Here is a 17402-nt window from a genome sequence, read left to right as displayed (position 1 = left end):
TCGCTCCGCTTTCCGGCTAGGCTAAGGAACGCCGCGTAAGTTCTCATTCCGTTCGTCCTTAGCGTACGATTTCGGACTGCTCTTGTTCTGACCCCAGCTACGCAGTGATGGCCGCGAACGGATACCTTGGGTGACAAGGAGAGCAGATATGCGATTTTCGATCCGCGTTTGCTCCTGCACAAGATATTCTCGCTCCCTGTGCACCCTTTTGCCATCCTCCTCATCGGGAGTGGGCACCTGCACCATGCTGCATATCTGGGTGTCTCCGGCGATATAGGCGGCGAGAACACGCAACATTCCTTCAGCATCGAGACGATCGGTCTTTGCCCGTTTCGCCCTTCGGTTCACCAGAATGCTTGTCGGTTCCACCACATACGCTGTAATACCTTGGGCTGTCAGCAGACGGTGCAGCCAGAACCCATCGCGTCCCGCCTCGAAGCAAACAGCAATGGGCGACGGGGTACCTTGGCCTCGCCCGCTTGCCTGCAGTTCATCCAGTAAGCGCATCAGCATAGCTGTATCGCCGGCACTAACACGGTGCATTTGGCTGACCCGGGCACCCGCCTGTCGGGTTCCGACAAGCCACAGAGAATTACTGAGTTCGAGCGCAACAAGGATAGTATCACTAGTAAATGACATGATCGGCTCCCTAATTGAGGACGCCGCATTATGACTCGAGGGTCGGCCGGTGTCCGCCCTCATAGCATCTGAAACCATGGCGATTATTGTCCTCGTTGCATTTGAAAATGGAATCTGCCAACGCTTTAGAGAATATGGCGTAATATGATTTATGGAACTTCCGGTGCGGGGGATCGAAAAATCAATATTTGTCGCACTGATTGGAGAGCACTGCTTGGTAACGATTGAGTCAACACCGAACCGCTCGACAAGACCGCAAAGCCCTATCGTGCCGGTCGGTGAGCCTTGATGATATTCGGATCCGTCTCGATCCGACCGGCTCCGATCAAATCGAGACAGTAGGGCACCGCCGAGAATATGGTGTCTAGGCAGACCTGGATCGAGGCCGGATTGCCCGGTAGGTTGATGATCAGCGAATGTCCTCTTGTCCCGGCCGTCTGGCGCGACAGGATGGCCGTCGGCGTCTGGTCCAGGCTGACGCGGCGCAGCAGCTCGCCGAAGCCCGGTAGCTCCTTGATCAGTACTGCCCGCATGGCTTCCGGCGTTTCGTCCCGTGCTGCCGGGCCCGTGCCTCCAGTCGTCAGGATCAGGTCGAAGCGATGCTGGTCGCAGAGATCGATCAGTTCATCGCGAACGGAGACGAATCCATCCGGGATGATCCGCTTCGTCAGCTTGTAGGGCGACGTGATCGCGCGCGCCAGCCATGTCTCGATCAATGGACCCGATAGATCGTCATATTCTCCGCAGCTGGCGCGATCCGATACGGTAACGATGGCAATCTGCATTTCTATCCTCCTAGAACCGACATATGGCGCGCGATACCGCTGACGGCTTGGCGCGAGATTTCGAACGAATGTCCCTTCGGCTTGCGACCAAGCGCATCCCGGATCAGGCCACCAATGGTTGCCTCCGGATCCTCGCCGCGCAACGCCTGGCGAAGCCCGACCATCCCCTCGCTCCCCATGCAGGTGAAGAGATCGCCGGTGCAGCTCACCCGCACCCGATTGCAGCTTGCACAGAAATCGCATGATAGCGGCGTGATGAAGCCGAGCCGCCCGCCGGTTTCGGCAACGCGAACATAGCGGGCCGGACCTCCGGTCCGATCATCGATCGGAACAAGCGTCCACCGCCCGCCAATCGACCGGCGCAGATGATCAAGGGGCAGGAAGCTCTGGCTGCGATCGTGTCCGGTCTGCCCAAGCGGCATCTCCTCGATCAACGTGAGGTCCATGCCTCGCCCATGCGCGAAGCCGATGAGATCGTCCACTTCGCTTTCGAAGTCACCCCGCATGGCAACCGCGTTGAGTTTGACCTTGAGACCGGCGGAAAGCGCTGCGTCGATACCCTTCAGAACCGAATCCAGCCGGCCCCACCGGGTTATCCGTGCATATCTGCCGGCATCGAGACTGTCGAGCGAGACGTTGACGCGGCGCACACCTGTTGCAAACAGGGCTTCGGCATAACGCGAGAGCAGCGTGCCGTTAGTGGTCAGCGTCACCTCATCGAGCTCGCCGCCGTCGAGATGCGGCGCGAGCAGACTGAACAGCTGAAGGATATTCTTGCGCACCAGCGGCTCTCCGCCCGTCAACCGGATCTTGCGCACGCCCCCACGGATGAAGACTCGAGCCAGCCGGTACAGCTCCTCCAGGGACAGGACATCCTGGCGCGGCAGGAATGTCATGTGTTCGGCCATGCAGTAGGTGCAGCGGAGATCGCAGCGATCCGTCACTGAAAGCCGAAGATAGGTGACCTGCCGGCCGAACCGATCGACCAGGGGAGACTGTGGTGCTTCCGTGCCGGTCGCGATATGCTGTTCATGCCGCATCGCGAAGTCTCCCGGCCGCCGCAACCGCCCGACGGACCCAGTCGACAACCAGGCCCCGGTCGGGTGGAAGGAGGAGCCCGAGATCTCCCGCAAACCGCTCCCAGGCCTCGACATAGCTTTCCCGCACCGCGATCAGCACCGGAATGCCCCGCGCGCAGGCCTCCTCCATCACGGCACGAAAGCCCTGCCCCTCGGCCTCGCCTTTGCCGAAGCGGTTGAGGATCAAGAGATCCGGATCGTTCTCCAGACCGGACAGGAGGCGCCCAGCCACGTCGGCCAGGGCCTGCGGATCGAGCCGGCAACCGCGCGCACTCGGACCCAGCGCCTGCGATATCACATGCCGCTCACCGCTGGCCAGATCCTCCAGCTCGATCCGGCCGCAGCACGCGCCGTCGTCAGTGCGTTCCCATTGAAGGAAGCCGGCGACAACCAGCCCTTCGGCCCGCAACAGCTCGGCCACCGCCCCGAAGATATCGTCGACCGGCCGGTCCTTTTCGACCCGAATGGCGGCCTGGAGCGGTATAGCGAAATCGATCATATGCTCCTCCAAGCGAATTCGCGCCTGCAAAAGGGGAACCAGGGAATGGGCGTACCGCATGCGCCTTCGATTGACGACGCATCGAGAACGGCGACGCCGTCGGCCTGGGAAAGCGGCATCAACGAGGCGGAGCCGCCGTGGCCGAGGCGCTCGACGATCGGGCGTCCGGAAGCATCATGCGCGACGATACGCGCCGGCAGATATTCCGCGCGACCTGCCTTCCGCTTCCAGCCGAAGCCGGCCACTGCCTTCTCGACCGACATTTCACCTCGCGAAAAGCCCAGCATCGCGGCAATCTGCCGGGCGACAAAGAGCTGGAATCCCGTATAGGCCGACAGCGGATTGCCGGGCAGCCCGGTCAGCAAGGCATCGCCGAGTCGACCGAAAAAGACAGGCTTTCCGGGCTTCAGGGCCACCCGGCAGGCTTCCACGGACCCGCCGGCCGCCTGAAGGGCCGGTCGAACGAAGTCCCGGCCTCCAACCGAAGCCGCGCCCGAGGTGAGGATCATGTCAAATTGCGTCGCGTTCGCGCGCAGCAGTCCGGTGATGGCACCTAGATCGTCGGCACAGATGCCGAGATCCGTGACCTCCGCACCGAGCCCTTCGCACAATGCAAGCAGCATGGGCCGATTGGCGTCATGGATCCTTGCGTTGCCCTTGCCCGCATCGACAAGTTCATCGCCGGTGGACAGCACTGCGATCCGCGGGCGACGTCTCACCTGAACCGAAGCATGGCCATTGCCCGCGAGAAGCCCGACATGGCGTGCCTCGATTATCGTGCCGCGGCTTGCAAGAAGGGCGCCGGCGCCGATGTCCTCGCCCGCGCGACGTATGTTCTCGCCCATCGCCGGGCGGCTAAAAATCAGGACGTGTTCGCCCTGATCGTCGCAGTTTTCCTGCATCACCACGGCATCACAGAGCGCGGGAACCGGCGCGCCGGTGAAGATACGCAAGGCCGCGCCGACAACAGCTCCGGCCAGCCCCAGGGCAGAGCCGGCCGCGATCGTGCCCGTGACCGGCAATCGCCAAGGTCCCGTTCCCGGAATATCCTGAAGTCGCACTGCGAAGCCGTCCATGGCGGAATTATCGAAAGCCGGCATGGCCTGTGGCGCGTGCAGATCCGCCGCGAGTATCCGGCCTCGGGCGAACCGGAGGGCGACCTCTTGCGCCCCGGTGATCGGCTTTGCCATTCCGACCGCGACTTCGATAGCTGTCTCCACGGACATCAGGTTTGAGCCGGACGGCTGAACGTCACAGTTGCGGGCGGCTCTAGGATTGACAGGCATGAGGCACCTTTCCATCTCGCGCAAAGCGCGGCGCGTTCGCCTCGTCGCATCGAAACGCCGCGATGCTTCTGTCGCAATCGCATTTAAGGTCGCGGAGCAGACCATCCTTCAGGCCATAGATCCAGCCGTGGATCATGAGCGGACGCCCCCGCTTCCAGGCTGATTGCAGGATCGGTGTCTGCGACAGACTGGCCACCTGCGAGGCGACCGTCAGTTCGCAGAGCCGATTCAGCTTCTCTTCCGTCTCGTCAATCCCCGCTAGCTCCGCGCAGTTCGCTTCCGCCACGTCGCGGATCGGCTGCAGCCAGTGATCGATGATGCCGTGCCGCTGCCCATCCATGGCGGAGCGGATCCCGCCGCAGCCATAGTGCCCGCAGACGATGATGTGCTTGACCTCGAGGGTCTCCACGGCAAATTCCACCACCGACAGCAGGTTGAGGTCGGCCCGGTGGACGAGGTTCGCGACATTGCGATGGACGAAGACCTCGCCGGGCTTGAGCCCGGTGATGACATTGGCGGGAACCCGGCTGTCGGAGCAGCCGATCCACAAATATTCCGGCCTCTGCAGGGCCGACAGCCTGTCGAAATAATCGGGGTCTTCCGTGCGTTTCGCCGCCGCCCAGCGGACATTGTGGTCGAAGAGATCAGAAAGCATCACGTTACTCCGGGGCATGACGTCCCTTCCGGGATGCGCGGCAAGGTTTGGCGAAACATGCAGGGGCCTTGCCCGCTTCGCCTTGCCACGCATTTGCGTCATCGCCATTGCGTCACTGCATCAACGGTCCGTCGGCACCGAGCACCTCGATCCCGGTGATGGTGGCATCGGCGGCCAGGATGGCGATGAACTGCGACACGGCTTTCGACCAGGCGGAGGCTTCGAGCCAACCGGCGATCCGGCCCTGCACGAAGTCGAACGGCAGTTGGTCACCATCGATCCGCCGTTCCAGCCGGATGATGTGGAAGCCGAACCGGCTTTCGACCGGTGCGGAGGTAATCTGGCCCTCTTCCATCCGGGCAAGGCAACGCTCGAACTCCGCAACCGTGCTGCCACGGGTCAGCTGGCCGAGATTGCCGCCCTGTGCGGCCGAGGGACAGGCCGAATGGGTTCGCGCCATTGTTGCAAACTCGCTCGGATGCTCCATCAACACCGCCGCCAGCCGCGCCGCGTCGTTGCGGGCCGCATCGCGGGCGCGCGCGTCCGCTGGATCGGCGGCGATCAGGATATGGCTTGCCTCGAAGATCGGTTCGCTGCGGAATTTCGCCCGGTTGTTCTCGTAGAAACGCAGGCATTCCTCCGCCGTGGCCGATGGAACAGCCACCTCTCTCTCGATCAGCATCCGGATGGCTGCGTCCTCGTCGGTTTCATGACGCCCATCCGCCGTTTCCTCTCGCACAGGCGCAAGGTTCAGTTCGACCGCCCGTTGCAGAAGGAGTTCACGCACGACTAGCGCCCTTGCGGCCGCCAGAAGTGCCGCCCCCGGGTTTTCTGCCGGATGGTTCTGCGCCTCGGCGAGGATCTCGCTTTCGACGATTTCCACGCCGTTGACTGACACAGCGTCGAGTACCGGGCGGGCCTTGGGCGGAATGCGGGTATCCGGTTCCTGGTAGGTCGAATAGCTGTCCTTCTTCCCGGATACTTCGGAAGCGGTCGAACCCTTGTCCGTATTGTTGCAGAGCGTGACCATGGGCTTACTCCGCCGGAGCGCGATTGACGGAACTGCCGTTCCGCTGCCGCACGACCTGATAGCCCGGGCGCCAGAGATAGCGCACCGGCGCGCTCAGCATGTGAACCAGCCGGGTGAACGGGAAGAGCAGGAAGATCGTCAGGCCGAGGAAGAGGTGCAGCTTGAACACCAGCGCCGCGTCGGCGACGTAGGAGGCTGCTTCCGGGTTGAAGGTGAAGATACCCTGGGCCCAGTTCATAAACTTCACCATTTCATGGCCGTCGAGATGGGCAAGCGAGGTCGGGATGGTCGAGAGCCCAAGGAAGAGCTGGACCCAAAGCAGGATGATGATCAGCGTGTCGGTCGTGCTCGACGATGCCCTCACGCGCGGATCGAATAGCCGGCGATGGACGAGAAACGTCGCGCCGACGATCGCCATGGTACCGGCAATGCCGCCGGCAACCACCGCCAGCGTCTGTTTGGCGCTGTGGCTGATGCCAAGCGTGTCGAAGATCACGATCGGCGTCAGCAGGCCGACTAAGTGGCCTGCGAAGATGAACAGCACGCCGAGATGGAAGAGTACCGAGCCCCAGATTAGCTGTCTGCGACGCAAGAGCTGACTCGACCCCGAGCGCCAGGTGTAGGGCTCGCGGTCATAGCGGATGATCGAGCCGAGGATCAGCACCACGAGCGCGATGTATGGGTAGATGCCGAACAAGAGTGAATTGAAAAAGTCAGACATGTCCTGCCCTCCTAAACCGGTATCGTGTTCAAGGGATCGTTCGGCTTGCGCGCCGCCGCCCTCATCTGTGTGCGCAGCCGGTCAGGGCCGCAGCTGTTGTCACCCGCATTGCCACCGAAAGTGACGACCTCGTCCTCCCAGATGCGGTCCATCGCTTCGAGGTCGTTCGGATCGTCCTCGGCGCCGTCCAGAAGCTCCTTCAGGAGCTTCTGGTCCGGCTTGCTTTTCGACACGAGGCCGAGAGCAGCAAAGGCGTTGGAATAGATCGATTCCCGTTTCCGCAGCCGCTCGCCGATCGCCGCCGTGATATGGCCGGTCTGGGCGAGGAGGTCATCGACCTCTTCCGTTGTCAGGGTAGCAAGGAATTCGAGGAACAGCGGCAGATAGTCCGGCAATTCCTTTGCGTCGATTTCGAAGCCCTGGTCCTCGTACATGGTCTTCAGGTCGACCATGGCCTGCCCACGGTCGCGGCTTTCGCCATGCACGTGCTCGAACAGGTTCAGCGAGAGCGACCGGCTACGGTCGAACAGGTACACGTAGCGCTCCTGAGCGTCGTAGAGGTCCTGTCCAGCGAGATCGTCGATCAGGCGGCCAAGCAGCAGCCTGACCTCCCGGGAGATCGCGTCATCAGCGTCAAGCGCCGTCTTGAGCTCCGGCGCCCCCGCGATGAGTTCCTCGGTCGGATAGCTGAGCAACAACGATATTGCTTTCAGTGCCTTGTGCATCAGACGCGCTCCTTGAAGAGATCGGTCGGGGTCTGGACCACCTTGCGGCGCTTGGCACCGAAGAGGTCGCTGTCCGACGTGCCGCCCGAGCAGCCATTGCCGAAGGAGAAGCCACAGGAGCCACGAACGTCATAGGCGTCCTCGGTCACCTCGCGATGCGTGGTCGGAATGACGAAGCGGTCCTCGTAGTTGGCGATCGCCATGATGTGATACATTTCCTCGATCATCTCGGCACTCATGCCGACCTTGGCGGCGATCGACGTGTCGATGACCCCGTCGATCGTCTTGGCGCGCATGTAGGCGCGCATGGCGAGCATGCGCTCCAGCGCCGAGACCACGGGGGCCTCCTTGCCCGCCGTCAGCAGGTTGGCGAGATAGCGAACCGGGATGCGCAGCGACCGGACATCCGGCAGCGGACCGTCCATGCCGAGCTTGCCCGATTGGGCCGCCGACTGCAGCGGCGAAAGCGGCGGGATGTACCAGACCATCGGCAGCGTGCGGTATTCCGGGTGGAGCGGGAAAGCGATCTTCCAGTCCATCGCCATCTTGTAGACCGGCGACCGTTTCGCCGCTTCCAGCCAGGCATCCGGAATGCCATCCTTGCGCGCCTGCTCGATGACGGCAGGATCGTTGGGATCGAGGAAGATTTTGAGCTGTTCCTCGTATAGGTCCTGCTCATTCGCCGTGGATGCGGCCTCCGAGATCCGGTCGGCATCGTAAAGGATGACGCCGAGATAGCGGATGCGCCCGACGCAGGTTTCCGAGCAAACGGTCGGATGGCCGGCCTCGATGCGAGGATAGCAGAAGATGCACTTCTCGGATTTGCCCGAGCTCCAGTTGTAGTAGATCTTCTTGTAGGGACAGCCGGAGACGCACATGCGCCAGCCCCGGCATTTTTCCTGGTCGATCAGGACGATGCCGTCATCCTCGCGCTTGTAGATCGCCCCCGACGGGCAGGCCGCCGCACAGGTCGGGTTGAGGCAGTGCTCGCACAGCCTCGGCAGGTACATCATGAAGGTGTTCTCGAATTGGCCGTAGATCTCCTTCTGGATGCCTTCGAAATTATAGTCCTTCGAGCGCTTGTCGAACTCGCCGCCGAGGATTTCCTCCCAGTTCGGGCCCCATTCGATCTTCTCCATGCGCTCGCCCGTGATCATCGAGCGCGGCCGCGCCGTCGGCATGGCGCGACTTTCGCCGGCCGTCTGCAGGTGGCCGTAGTCGAAGTCGAAGGGTTCGTAGTAGTCGTCGATTTCCGGCAGGTCGGGATTGGCGAAGATCTTGGCGAGGATGCGCCACTTGGCACCCATCTTCGGCTCGATCTTGCCGTTCGACTTCCTCACCCAGCCGCCGTTCCACTTCTTCTGGTTCTCCCATTCCTTCGGGAAACCGATGCCGGGCTTGGTCTCAACATTGTTGAACCAGGCGTATTCGACGCCCTCGCGATTGGTCCAGACGTTCTTGCAGGTGACCGAGCAGGTGTGACACCCGATGCACTTGTCGAGGTTCAGGACCATGCCAATCTGCGCGCGGATTTTCATTCTGCCGCCTCCTTGTTGTATGCGACGCTTTCGGTGTGCGGCCCTTCCAGCCAGTCCACCGTGTCGAGCTTGCGCACCACGACGAATTCGTCGCGGTTGGCGCCGACCGTGCCGTAATAGTTGAAGCCGTAGGACTGATGGGCGTAGCCGCCGATCATGTGGGTCGGCTTGGTGATGACGCGGGTGACCGAATTGTGGATGCCGCCGCGCTGGCCGGTGATCGGCGAACCGGGCGTGTTCACGATCTTTTCCTGGGCGTGATACATGAAGATCGTCCCGTCCTTCATGCGCTGCGAGACCACCGCCCGGGCGACGATGGCGCCGTTGGCGTTGTAGACCTCGACCCAGTCATTGTCGGCAAGGCCGGCCCGCTTGGCGTCGGGCTCGGAAATCCACACCACCGGGCCGCCGCGATTGAGCGTCAGCATCATCAGGTTGTCGCTATAGGTGGAGTGGATGCCCCACTTCTGATGCGGCGTGATGAAGTTCAGCACCAGATGCGGCTTGCCGTCCGACTTGGCCTCGATCGCCGGATTGACCGTCTTGGTGTCGATCGGCGGCCGGTAGACGCAGAAACCTTCGCCGAAGGCCCGCATCCACAAGTGATCCTGATAGAGCTGCTGGCGGCCGGTCAGCGTGCGCCACGGGATCAGTTCGTGCACGTTTGTATAGCCGGCATTGTAGCAGACCTTCTCCGATTCCAGACCTGACCAGGTCGGCGAGGAGATGATCTTGCGCGGCTGGGCGACCACGTCGCGGAAGCGGATCTTCTCGTCCTCCTTCGGGATGGCGAGGTGGGTGTGGTCGCGACCGGTGAACTTCGACAGCGCCGCCCAGGCCTTCACGGCGACTTCGCCGTTGGTTTCCGGGGCGAGCGACAGGATGACCTCGGTCGCGTCGATGTCGCTCTCGATCCGCGGCCGGCCCCTGGTGACGCCCTCCTCCTGTACCACGCCGTTCAGGCGGGCGAGCAGGTCGACCTCGTGCCCGGTGTTCCAGGCGATGCCCTTGCCGCCATTGCCGATCGTGTCGAGCAGCGTGCCGACCGAAGTGAACTTCTTGTAGAGGTTGGGATAGTCGCGCTCGATGACCGCGACCGTCGGCATGGTCCTGCCGGGAATGGGCTCGATCTCGCCCTTCTTCCAGTCCTTGACGTCGAAGGGCTGGGCGAGTTCGCCCGCCGTGTCGTGCAGCGTCGGCACGAGGACGACGTCCTTCTCCACGCCGAGGACTTCGGGCGCCACTTCGGAGAATTTCCTGGCAATGCCCTTGAAGATGTCCCAGTCGCTGCGTGCATCCCAGGCCGGATCCGCCGCACTCGACAGCGGGTGGATGAACGGATGCATGTCGGACGTGTTGAGGTCGTTCTTCTCGTACCAGGTGGCCGTCGGAAGCACGATGTCGGAATAGACGCAGGTGGTCGACATGCGGAAGTCGAGCGTGACCAGAAGATCGAGTTTTCCTTCCGGCGCCTCTTCATGCCAGACGGCTTCCCTGGTGGCCTGGCGCCCTTCCTCGCCGAGATCCTTGCCGAGCACGCCGTGCTTGGTGCCGAGCAGGTGCTTGAGGAAATACTCGTGCCCCTTGCCCGACGAGCCGAGCAGGTTGGAGCGCCAGACGAAGAGGTTGCGCGGCCAGTTGGCCTTGTCGTCGGGGTCCTCGCAGGACATGGACAGCGTGCCGGCCTTCAGCTGCTCGGCGACATAGTCCTTGGCTTCCTTGCCGGCGGCGGCCGCATCCTTCGACACCTTCAGCGGATTGGTCTTGAGCTGCGGCGCCGACGGCAGCCAGCCCATGCGCTCGGCGCGAATGTTGTAGTCGATCAGCGTCGCGTCCCAGGGTCCTTCCGGCGCGGTCGGCGAGAGGATCTCGTCGACCTTCAGCGTCTCGTAGCGCCACTGGTCGGTGTGGGCGTAGAAGAACGAGGTGCCGTTCATGTGGCGTGGCGGCCGGTGCCAGTCGAGCGCGAAGGCGAGCGCTGTCCAGCCGGTCTGCGGCCGAAGCTTCTCCTGTCCGACATAATGGCTCCACCCGCCGCCGGACTGGCCGACGCAACCGCACATCACCAGCATGTTGATGATGCCGCGATAGTTCATGTCCATGTGGTACCAGTGGTTCAGACCGGCACCGAGGATGACCATGGAGCGGCCATTGGTCTTTTCGGCATTGCTGGCGAATTCGCGCGCGACCGCGATGATCTGGTCGCGCGGAACGCCGGTGATCTTCTCGGCCCAGGCCGGCGTATAGGGCAGGTTTTCCTGGTAGGACTTGGCCGAGTTCGGATCGTCGAGCCCGCGATCGAGGCCGTAATTGGCGACGAACAGGTCGAACACGGTCGCCACCAGCACCTCGCCGTCGGCGAGCTTGACCTTGCGGGCCGGCACCTTGCGCACCAGCACGCTCGCATGGTCGGTCCCTTCGAAGTAATCGTGCTCGCGGTTGCCGAAATAGGGGAAGCCGACATTGGCGACCGTGTCGTGGTCGCCGTCGAGGATGAAGCTCATGGCGAGTTCGACGTCGGCGCCCTTGCCGTCCTTCGCCTCGAGGTTCCACTTGCCCTGCTCGCCCCAGCGATAGCCGATCGAGCCGCCCGGCGAGACGAACTGTTTGGTCCTCGCATCGACCGCGACCGTCTTCCATTCCGGATTGTTGGTCTCGTCGAGCGCGCCGGTGAAGTCGGAGGCACGGACGAAGCGATCGGCGATGTAATGACCGTCCTTGCCGACCAGTTTGACCAGCATCGGCATGTCGGTATAGCGGCGACAGTAGTCCTCGAAATAGTCGGCCTGCCGGTCGAGATGGAATTCGCGCAGGATGACATGCCCCATCGCCATGGCGAGTGCCGCGTCGGTGCCCTGTTTCGGATGCAGCCAGAGATCGGAGAATTTCGCCGCTTCCGAATAGTCGGGTGACACCACGACCGACTTGGCGCCCTTGTAGCGCGCCTCGGTGTAGAAATGGGCGTCGGGCGTGCGGGTCTGGGGAACGTTGGAGCCCCACAGGATCAGGAAGCCGGAATTGTACCAGTCGGCCGATTCCGGAACGTCGGTCTGCTCGCCCCAGGTCATCGGCGAGGCCGGCGGCAGATCGCAGTACCAGTCGTAGAAGGACAGACAGACCCCGCCGAGCAGCGACAGGTAGCGCGAACCGGCCGCATAGGAGACCATGGACATGGCCGGGATCGGCGAGAACCCGACCACCCGGTCCGGACCATAGGTCTTGACCGTATAGGCGTTCGCTGCGGCGATGATCTCGTTGACCTCGTCCCAGGTGGCGCGCACGAAGCCGCCGAGGCCACGCATTTTCATATAGTCGGCGCGCTTTTCCGGGTTTTCCTGGATCGCCGCCCAGGCGCCGATCGGCGTCTTTATGGCGCGTTCCTTGCGCCACAGCTTGAGAAGGCGCGAGCGGATCAGCGGATATTTCACCCGGTTGGCCGAGTACATGTACCAGCTGTAGCTGGCGCCACGCGCACAGCCGCGCGGTTCATGGTTGGGAAGGTCCGGCCGGGTGCGGGGATAGTCGGTCTGTTGAGTTTCCCAAGTGACGATCCCACCCTTGACATAAATTTTCCACGAACAGGAACCCGTGCAGTTCACGCCGTGCGTAGAGCGCACGATCTTGTCGTGCTGCCAGCGCTTGCGATAGGCGTCCTCCCAGTCCCGGTTCTCGGTCGTGGTGACGCCGTGGCCGTCCGAGAAGGTATCGGCATTCTTGCGCGCCAGGAAGTTCAGGCGATCGAGGAGATGGCTCATGGTGTTGTCCTCCAAATTCAGGCTGTGGCTGCGGCCGGGCTGGCCCGACCTCGCTCGACGTCATGGAGCAGTCCGCCCTTGCGGGTGTAGACGGCCCAGGTGATGGCCAGGCAGGTGACGTAGAAGATCAGGAAGGCCCAGAGTGCCGCTTCCGGCCCGCCGGTCATGGCGATCGAGGTGCCGTAACCCTTGGGGATGAAGAAGGCCCCGAAGGCGGCGATCGCCGAGGTGAAGCCGGTGATGGCCGCCGATTCCTTCTCGGCCTGCAGGCGGCACTGCTCCGGCGTTGCCTTCGGCATCAGTCGTCCCATTTCCTTGCCCATGATCGCCGGGATCATCTGGAAGGTGGACGCATTGCCGACGCCGGTTGCGAAGAACAGCAGCAGGAAGGAGGCGAAGAAGCCCCAGAAGGCATTCGGCTGTTCCTTGACGCCGATGAACCACAACACGCCGGAGACGCCGATCATCATCAGGACGAAGGCCCAGAAGGTGACCCGCGCGCCGCCGTACTTGTCGGCGAGCCAGCCTGTGCCGGAGCGCGACAGCGCGCCGACCAGCGGACCGAGGAAGGCGAACTGCAGCACATTGACGTCCGGGAACAACGTCTTGGTCAAAAGCGGGAAGCCTGCGGAATAGCCGATGAAGGAACCGAACGTGCCCGTGTAGAGCCAGCACATGATCCAGTTGTGCTTGCGCTGGAAGATCACGGCCTGTTCGGCGAACGAGGCCTTGGCGGATGCAATGTCGTTCATGCCAAACCAGTTGCCGAGCGCAGCAAGGATGATGAAGGGCACGAAGAAGAAGCCGGCATTCTGCAGCCAGAGAGGGGCCTCGCCCGTCGCGGACTTGACCATGGCCGGGTCGCCGCCAAGGCCGCCGAAGATGCCCGCGGTGATCGTAAGCGGCACCACGAACTGCACGACGCTGACGCCGAGGTTGCCGAGACCGGCATTGAGGGCCAGCGCATTGCCCTTCTCCGCCTTGGGGAAGAAGAAGGAGATGTTGGCCATCGACGAGGCGAAGTTACCGCCGCCGAAGCCGCAGAGCAGCGCCAGAAGCAGCAGGATCGCATAGGGCGTGTCGGGGTTCTGTACTGCATAGCCGATACCGAGCGCCGGGATGATCAGCGACCAGGTGGTGAGCGTCGTCCACAGGCGCCCTCCGAAGACCGGCACCATGAAGGAGTAGAAGATCCTGAGCGTTGCGCCCGAAAGCCCCGGCAGCGCCGCCAGCCAGAACAACTGGTCGGTGGTGAAGGTGAAGCCGACCAGCGGCAGCTTGGCAACGACGACCGACCAGACCTGCCAGATAGCGAAGGACAGGAGCAATGCCGGGATCGAGAGCCACAGGTTGCGGCGTGCGATCTTGCGACCCTTCTCCCCCCAGAAGACCTTGTCTTCCGGACGCCAGTCGGTCAGCACGGAAGTGCTTTCCTTGGCCGCCTTGCGGCTGCGCTTTTCCATGCCCTGCATTTCCGGGAAAGGCGGCAGTTCGCCGAGCTTCTCGCCGGCGACTTCCTGCTCCATCTGACGGACGGAGATATGCATCCATGTCAGCGAGCCGAGCACGATCAGGAACAGAAGCATGAAACAGCTCGTCCAAAGTCCCGTCAGATCGAGGAGCACGCCAAACACGATTGGCAGAATGAAGCCACCAAGACCGCCGATCATGCCCACCAGCCCGCCGACCGAGCCGACATTGCCGGGGTAGTAGACCGGAATGTGTTTGAACACCGCGGCCTTGCCGAGCGCCATGAAAAAGCCGAGGATGAAGATCGTGACCGTAAAGCCGACGACACCCATTTCCGCATGGAATGCAATCGGGCCGTTCACGCCCTGAACGACGTAGTCGGTCGGAGGATAGGACAGGATGAAGGTCGCGACAATCGAAACGAGGAAGGTCCAGTACATGACCCGGCGCGCGCCGTAGACATCCGAAAGATGTCCGCCATAGGCGCGAAACAGACTGGCGGGGACGGAGAAGAAGGCGGCGATCATGCCGGCCGAGCGGATATCGACGTTATAGACCTTGATCAGGTATTGCGGCAGCCACAGCGCGAGCGCGACAAAGCCGCCGAAAACGAAGAAATAGTAGAGCGAGAAGCGCCAGACCTGAACGTTCTTGAGCGGCTCGAGCTCCATCCAGGTGCTCTTGGGCTTTTCGCCCGTGCGGCGACGTTCGACGAGGACCGGATCATCCTTGGTGGCGAACCAGAAAACGATCGCCATGACCACGAGCGCGCCGGCCCAGACCTGCGCCACGGCGTGCCACCCGAAGGCGACGAGCACCAGCGGGGCGAAGAACTTGGTGACGGCCGAACCGACATTGCCAGCGCCGAAGATGCCAAGCGCCGTGCCCTGCTTTTCCGGCGGATACCAGCGCGACACATAGGCCACGCCGACGGCGAAGGATCCGCCGGCGATCCCCACGCCGAGCGCTGCGATCAGCATCTGCGGATAGGTCGTGGCGAAGGTCAGGAAGAAGGTCGCCAGGGCGGCCGCCAGCATGGTGGCGACGAAGACCACCCGGCCCCCGTACCGGTCCGTCCAGATGCCGAGCACGACGCGAATCAGCGAGCCGGTAAGGATCGGCGTGCCGACCAGCAGGCCAAACTGGGTTTCAGAGAGGCCTAGATCCTGGCGGATCTGGATGCCTATGATTGCAAAGATCGTCCATACGGCGAAACAGACAGTGAAGGCGACGGTACTCATCGCCAAAGCCGTCTTCTGCCCCTGCGGATTGCCATCCAATGCGTTTGGCATAACCATGCTCCTGGTTCGGATTACACGTATTTGCAAACAATATGAGACCAGTCGCGGATTGTTTTTATTGATCTGGGTCAACAGCATTGCTGTTTTACGATGTTTTTCTCATTTGTCTTTGGAAGTATTTCATCCTTACTTATTTCGCGCCTCGTTTTTACTTATGTTGACTGTCCATTTGACATTTTTCGTCTCATGGAATGATATCCGCGGCAACGAGGCAGGATCCACGCAATGCGCGCCGAAGATATCGAAAAGCTGAAATGTCGTCGTCTGCAACTGGTGACGAAACGGTAATTGAAATTCTCGGACCTGTAAATCTGTTCATCCTTGCAGCCGTACTCAACAACGACATCTGTCTGCAGTCCGCCAGAACGCTGACGCTTGCCCGTATCCTGATGATCCCCGCCAACCTCATTCGCGAACTGCTGGTAGAGGATCACGATTTCATGAAGGCGGTGGTGTTCGAACTGGCCAGCGCCTACCGGCGCACGGTCAAGGAACTTAAGAACCAGAAGCTGCGCAGCGGCACGGAACGGCTGGCCAACTGGCTGCTCCGGGAGGAGCGCAGCCAGGGTGGCGAAGGGCGTCTGACCATCCCGTACGAAAAGCGCATCCTGGCCGCCTATCTCGGCATGACGGCGGAAAACCTGTCGCGCGGATTTTCGGCCTTGGCGGCCCATGGCGTGAACATCAAGGGACTGCAGATCGACATCGTCGATATCGGCAAGCTAACCGACTATGCCCGGCCCTCGCCGCTGATCGACGACGGCGAACCGCAATTGCCCCAAACTTAAGTGACGGCTGCTCGAGTTTGGCTACGGACGCATCGATCGCCACGACACAGTGGCGATGGTCGTCCATACCGCCAAGCGCAACAGCATCGCCCCGACGGTGCGCATCTCGTAAAGGCCCCCGCCTGCGACATGCAGACCGAAGGCTGCAAGCACCAGAGCCGTCGCCACAGCAATCGCCACGGACAGCCAGACCGCCGAGCGCCGTTTCAGCAGGAGCCCCATGCCGGCCAGAACGTAGAAAAAGCCGGCGATGAAATTAAACCACAATACGAAAGGCACGGCATTGCCGACGGCCGCCCGTGCGGCCTCGCCGCCGAACAGCGCCGTACCTCCCGAGAAGATCGTCAACAGACCAAAGGCCAGACCGATAGCGCCTGCCGCCTTCAGCCCCCAGCCGCCTCGCAAAATCGTGTTCATGCCTTGCTCCCTTCCTGGTCTTCCAGCCGACCATCGCGCAGATGGAAAAGCCGATCGAAACGGTCGTAGATCTTTTCGTCATGGGTCACCGCCACGATGCAGGCGTCCTGCTCGGCGGCGAGCTTGCGCAGCAGGTCCATGACGATCCCGGCCCGCTTGGAATCGAGCGCCGCGGTCGGTTCGTCGGCAAGAATGATGCGCGGGCTGTTGGCGAGCGCCCGGGCAATCGCCACGCGCTGCGCCTCGCCGCCCGACAGCAGCGCCGGCATGGCGTCCCTGCGGTTTCCGACTTCCAGATAGTCCAAGAGTTCGATCGCCCGGCGCCTTGCCTCCCCGGCCGACTTGCCCGCCAGTTGCAGCACGAGGGCAACATTGTCCTTGGCGTCGAGGAAGGGCAAGAGGTTGTGGAACTGGAAGATGAACCCGATCTTGTCGAGCCGCAGGCGCCTGAGGTCGTCCCTCAGCCAGCGGTTTTCGTAGACCGGCTCCCCGTCCAGCCATACCCGCCCCTCGGTCGGGTCGATGATGCAGCCGATGATGTTGAGCAGCGTGGTCTTGCCCGATCCGGACGGCCCGAGCAGCGCCACGACCTCGCCGGAGCGAACCTCGAGGTCGACGCCGCGCAGGGCATCGACACGCGTCTCCCCCGCGCCGTAGTGTTTGGAGATGGCCTTGAGGTCGATGATGAGGCGGCCTTGCGGATCAGCCATGGCG

13 protein-coding genes and 2 pseudogenes are annotated in these 17402 nt (G+C 62.4%); 1 reads left to right on the top strand and 14 read right to left on the bottom strand.

All coding sequences use genetic code 11. From position 1 onward, the window contains the following. Positions 1–93: 93 nt before the first annotated feature. The 12 genes and pseudogenes from GGQ66_RS07680 to GGQ66_RS07625 all read right to left on the bottom strand — a co-directional run. A pseudogene (locus GGQ66_RS07680) lies at positions 94–639 on the bottom strand (IS110 family transposase); the annotation flags it as partial. A 263-nt stretch (positions 640–902) separates the two neighbouring features. Next, a complete protein-coding gene (gene mog, locus GGQ66_RS07675) occupies positions 903–1424 on the bottom strand; it encodes a molybdopterin adenylyltransferase (protein WP_183791114.1) in 522 nt (173 codons plus the stop codon). 2 nt (positions 1425–1426) lie between these two features. Then, complete coding sequence (gene moaA / locus GGQ66_RS07670) at positions 1427–2464, bottom strand: GTP 3',8-cyclase MoaA (RefSeq protein ID WP_183791112.1); 1038 nt, start codon at positions 2462–2464, stop codon at positions 1427–1429. After that, positions 2454–3002 carry a DUF2478 domain-containing protein gene (locus GGQ66_RS07665; protein WP_183791110.1) on the bottom strand — a complete coding sequence of 183 codons (549 nt, stop codon included), beginning with the start codon at positions 3000–3002 and terminating at the stop codon, positions 2454–2456. Before GGQ66_RS07665 ends, moaA begins: the two co-directional genes overlap by 11 nt. Next, positions 2999–4288: a molybdopterin molybdotransferase MoeA gene (locus tag GGQ66_RS07660; RefSeq protein WP_183791108.1), complete on the bottom strand. Its 1290-nt coding sequence runs from the start codon at positions 4286–4288 to the stop codon at positions 2999–3001. Before GGQ66_RS07660 ends, GGQ66_RS07665 begins: the two co-directional genes overlap by 4 nt. Next, positions 4272–4943, bottom strand: coding sequence for a carbonate dehydratase (gene can, locus GGQ66_RS07655; RefSeq protein WP_183791106.1), 672 nt, complete (start codon positions 4941–4943; stop codon positions 4272–4274). The genes GGQ66_RS07660 and can overlap by 17 nt, the downstream gene beginning before the upstream one ends. A 112-nt stretch (positions 4944–5055) precedes the next feature. Then, entirely contained in the window at positions 5056–5973 is a 918-nt protein-coding gene (locus tag GGQ66_RS07650; protein WP_183791104.1) for a peptidylprolyl isomerase, read from the bottom strand. 4 nt (positions 5974–5977) lie between these two features. Next, complete coding sequence (gene narI / locus GGQ66_RS07645) at positions 5978–6694, bottom strand: respiratory nitrate reductase subunit gamma (RefSeq protein WP_183791102.1); 717 nt, start codon at positions 6692–6694, stop codon at positions 5978–5980. An 11-nt stretch (positions 6695–6705) separates the two neighbouring features. Continuing rightward, positions 6706–7419, bottom strand: coding sequence for a nitrate reductase molybdenum cofactor assembly chaperone (gene narJ / locus GGQ66_RS07640; protein WP_183791100.1), 714 nt, complete (start codon positions 7417–7419; stop codon positions 6706–6708). Then, positions 7419–8957, bottom strand: coding sequence for a nitrate reductase subunit beta (gene narH, locus GGQ66_RS07635; RefSeq protein ID WP_183791098.1), 1539 nt, complete (start codon positions 8955–8957; stop codon positions 7419–7421). The genes narJ and narH overlap by 1 nt, the downstream gene beginning before the upstream one ends. Further along, positions 8954–12712 (bottom strand): nitrate reductase subunit alpha, encoded by a 3759-nt coding sequence (locus GGQ66_RS07630; protein WP_183791096.1) that lies wholly within the window; start codon positions 12710–12712, stop codon positions 8954–8956. The genes narH and GGQ66_RS07630 overlap by 4 nt, the downstream gene beginning before the upstream one ends. A gap of 17 nt (positions 12713–12729) precedes the next feature. Beyond that, positions 12730–15474 (bottom strand): nitrate/nitrite transporter, encoded by a 2745-nt coding sequence (locus GGQ66_RS07625; RefSeq protein WP_183791094.1) that lies wholly within the window; start codon positions 15472–15474, stop codon positions 12730–12732. 263 nt (positions 15475–15737) lie between these two features. On the opposite strand from GGQ66_RS07625, the pseudogene GGQ66_RS07620 reads away from it, so the two are divergent. Next, a pseudogene (locus GGQ66_RS07620) lies at positions 15738–16271 on the top strand (helix-turn-helix domain-containing protein); the annotation flags it as partial. Positions 16272–16292: 21 nt separating this feature from the next. On the opposite strand, the gene GGQ66_RS07615 reads toward GGQ66_RS07620, so the two are convergent. Both GGQ66_RS07615 and GGQ66_RS07610 read right to left on the bottom strand, forming a co-directional pair. Continuing rightward, on the bottom strand, positions 16293–16688 hold the full coding sequence (locus GGQ66_RS07615) for a hypothetical protein (RefSeq protein ID WP_183791090.1): 396 nt from the start codon (positions 16686–16688) through the stop codon (positions 16293–16295). Then, positions 16685–17398, bottom strand: a complete 714-nt coding sequence (locus GGQ66_RS07610) for an ABC transporter ATP-binding protein (RefSeq protein ID WP_183791088.1) — start codon at positions 17396–17398, stop codon at positions 16685–16687. Before GGQ66_RS07610 ends, GGQ66_RS07615 begins: the two co-directional genes overlap by 4 nt. Positions 17399–17402 lie beyond the last annotated feature (4 nt).

The organism is Allorhizobium borbori, from assembly GCF_014196535.1.
Lineage (GTDB): Bacteria > Pseudomonadota > Alphaproteobacteria > Rhizobiales > Rhizobiaceae > Ectorhizobium > Ectorhizobium borbori.
The sequence above is the reverse complement of the archived record's forward strand: the minus strand, read 5'-3'. Positions and strand labels throughout refer to the sequence as shown.

What these genes read in the sequence shown, in the direction of transcription:
- mog (WP_183791114.1), bottom strand. Translation starts at nt 1,424, where the DNA reads ATGCAGATTGCCATCGTTACCGTATCGGATCGCGCCAGCTGCGGAGAA.
- moaA (WP_183791112.1), bottom strand. Translation starts at nt 2,464, where the DNA reads ATGCGGCATGAACAGCATATCGCGACCGGCACGGAAGCACCACAGTCT.
- GGQ66_RS07665 (WP_183791110.1), bottom strand. Translation starts at nt 3,002, where the DNA reads ATGATCGATTTCGCTATACCGCTCCAGGCCGCCATTCGGGTCGAAAAG.
- GGQ66_RS07660 (WP_183791108.1), bottom strand. Translation starts at nt 4,288, where the DNA reads ATGCCTGTCAATCCTAGAGCCGCCCGCAACTGTGACGTTCAGCCGTCC.
- can (WP_183791106.1), bottom strand. Translation starts at nt 4,943, where the DNA reads ATGCTTTCTGATCTCTTCGACCACAATGTCCGCTGGGCGGCGGCGAAA.
- GGQ66_RS07650 (WP_183791104.1), bottom strand. Translation starts at nt 5,973, where the DNA reads ATGGTCACGCTCTGCAACAATACGGACAAGGGTTCGACCGCTTCCGAA.
- narI (WP_183791102.1), bottom strand. Translation starts at nt 6,694, where the DNA reads ATGTCTGACTTTTTCAATTCACTCTTGTTCGGCATCTACCCATACATC.
- narJ (WP_183791100.1), bottom strand. Translation starts at nt 7,419, where the DNA reads ATGCACAAGGCACTGAAAGCAATATCGTTGTTGCTCAGCTATCCGACC.
- narH (WP_183791098.1), bottom strand. Translation starts at nt 8,957, where the DNA reads ATGAAAATCCGCGCGCAGATTGGCATGGTCCTGAACCTCGACAAGTGC.
- GGQ66_RS07630 (WP_183791096.1), bottom strand. Translation starts at nt 12,712, where the DNA reads ATGAGCCATCTCCTCGATCGCCTGAACTTCCTGGCGCGCAAGAATGCC.
- GGQ66_RS07625 (WP_183791094.1), bottom strand. Translation starts at nt 15,474, where the DNA reads ATGCCAAACGCATTGGATGGCAATCCGCAGGGGCAGAAGACGGCTTTG.
- GGQ66_RS07615 (WP_183791090.1), bottom strand. Translation starts at nt 16,688, where the DNA reads ATGAACACGATTTTGCGAGGCGGCTGGGGGCTGAAGGCGGCAGGCGCT.
- GGQ66_RS07610 (WP_183791088.1), bottom strand. Translation starts at nt 17,398, where the DNA reads ATGGCTGATCCGCAAGGCCGCCTCATCATCGACCTCAAGGCCATCTCC.